Origin of the sequence: Bradyrhizobium sp. PRIMUS42 (assembly GCF_023006515.1) — a bacterium.
In the GTDB taxonomy this organism is placed as follows: Bacteria; Pseudomonadota; Alphaproteobacteria; order Rhizobiales; family Xanthobacteraceae; genus Bradyrhizobium.
The window spans coordinates 1-1,380 of the sequence record NZ_JALBGZ010001120.1; the positions used below are offsets into that span (position 1 = coordinate 1).

Here is a 1,380-nt window from a genome sequence, read left to right on the forward strand (position 1 = left end):
ACTTCGCTTGCCGAGCTGCGCGCCGGCACGCCGGAGTCCGGGCCGACTGCGCTGGTGTTCCGCACCGGCTGCACCTACCGCCAACGGCTCGAGCAGATCTTCGTCGATTTCGGCTGGCCTTCGGCCGCACGCTTCGAGCTCGGCACGCTCGACGGCATGATCGGCTGCGTCGCCGCCGACATGGGCGTGACGCTACTGCCCCGTGCGGTCGTCGAACGTAGCGCCATGAATGGCAGCGTCTCGATCCACGCGTTGAGCGCCTCGCATGCGCGCGTCGAGACGCTCTTCATCCAACGCTGCGCCGGACATCGAACCAGCGCACTCTGCGGTTTTGCCGCATGCCTGAAGCAGGACGAAGACGTCATCGCGGCCTGAGGTGCCACCGCCGCAGCGCGACGACGGACCAGATCGCTTCGACCAGGCCGAACGGCCAGGCGCCCTGGAGAAAACCGTAGGCCGAGCCGAGCGCGCAGGACGCCGCGAACAGCAGCACGAACCAATGGCTGCGCTCTTCCATCGCATAACAGACCAGCATCGCCGTCACGGCGAACAGGCCGAATAATGTCAGCGCATCCATGTTCCGGGTTCACTCCGCAGCGCGACGCGTGATATGCGCTACGCCATGCCGGCTCTTATCCTGCCTCTCGTCGATGCTGCAACCCACTGGCCCGGACGCGGTGCGCTGGTCGGGCTTGATCTCGGCACCAAGACCATCGGCGTTGCCGTGTCCGACCCGGACCGGCGGCTTGCGACCGGCGTCGAGACGGTCCAGCGCAAGGCGTTCAAGCAAGACGCCGCCCGCCTTCTCGCGATTGCCGCCGAACGCAAGGCGGTCGGTTTCGTGCTGGGCCTGCCCATCAACATGGACGGCAGCGAGGGCCCGCGCGCGCAATCCACCCGCGCCTTCGCCCGCAACCTAGCCGGCCTGACCGTGCTTCCCATCGGCCTCTGGGACGAGCGCCTCTCGACCGCGGCGGTCGAGCGCGAGCTGATCGGCATGGACGTCAGCCGCGCCAAGCGCGCCGAGGTGATCGACGAGCATGCCGCGATCTTCATCCTGCAAGGCGCGCTCGACCGCCTCGCCAATCTTCGCGCCGCCTCGGGGACTGACTGATCCATGGCCGTCGTGATCGCGGCGCTGCTGCCGGTCTTCATCCTCATCGTGCTCGGTGTCGTGCTGAAGCGCAGCCTGATGCGGCTCGACACGCAATGGCACGGGCTGGAGCGGCTGACCTATTTCGTGCTGTTTCCGATGCTGCTGATCCAGACGCTGGTGAAGGCCGACCTTTCCAAGGTGCCGGTCGCCGGCGTCGGCGGCGCGCTGCTGCTGTCGGCGCTCGCGATGTCGCTGCTCTGCCTCGCGCTCCGCCCCGCCCTGGC

Annotated in this window: 3 protein-coding genes and 1 pseudogene; 3 read left to right on the forward strand and 1 reads right to left on the reverse strand. The window is 67.9% G+C overall.

Going from position 1 to position 1,380, the window contains the following annotated elements; genetic code table 11:
- Nucleotides 1–375: LysR substrate-binding domain-containing protein (locus tag MOV75_RS38195; RefSeq protein ID WP_247008006.1), on the forward strand; the 375-nt coding region annotated here is incomplete at its 5' end.
- Here the strand turns inward: MOV75_RS38195 and MOV75_RS38200 are convergent.
- Complete coding sequence (locus MOV75_RS38200) at nucleotides 362–577, reverse strand: hypothetical protein (RefSeq protein WP_246932540.1); 216 nt, start codon at nucleotides 575–577, stop codon at nucleotides 362–364. The genes MOV75_RS38195 and MOV75_RS38200 overlap by 14 nt on opposite strands.
- A 45-nt stretch (nucleotides 578–622) precedes the next feature.
- Here MOV75_RS38200 and ruvX point away from each other — a divergent pair, with 45 nt between their 5' ends.
- Nucleotides 623–1,114, forward strand: a complete 492-nt coding sequence (ruvX, locus tag MOV75_RS38205; protein WP_246932543.1) for a Holliday junction resolvase RuvX — start codon at nucleotides 623–625, stop codon at nucleotides 1,112–1,114.
- Nucleotides 1,115–1,117: 3 nt separating this feature from the next.
- Nucleotides 1,118–1,380: pseudogene (locus tag MOV75_RS38210) on the forward strand (AEC family transporter); the annotation flags it as partial.

What these genes read in the sequence shown, in the direction of transcription:
- MOV75_RS38200 (WP_246932540.1), bottom strand. Translation starts at nt 577, where the DNA reads ATGGATGCGCTGACATTATTCGGCCTGTTCGCCGTGACGGCGATGCTG.
- ruvX (WP_246932543.1), top strand. Translation starts at nt 623, where the DNA reads ATGCCGGCTCTTATCCTGCCTCTCGTCGATGCTGCAACCCACTGGCCC.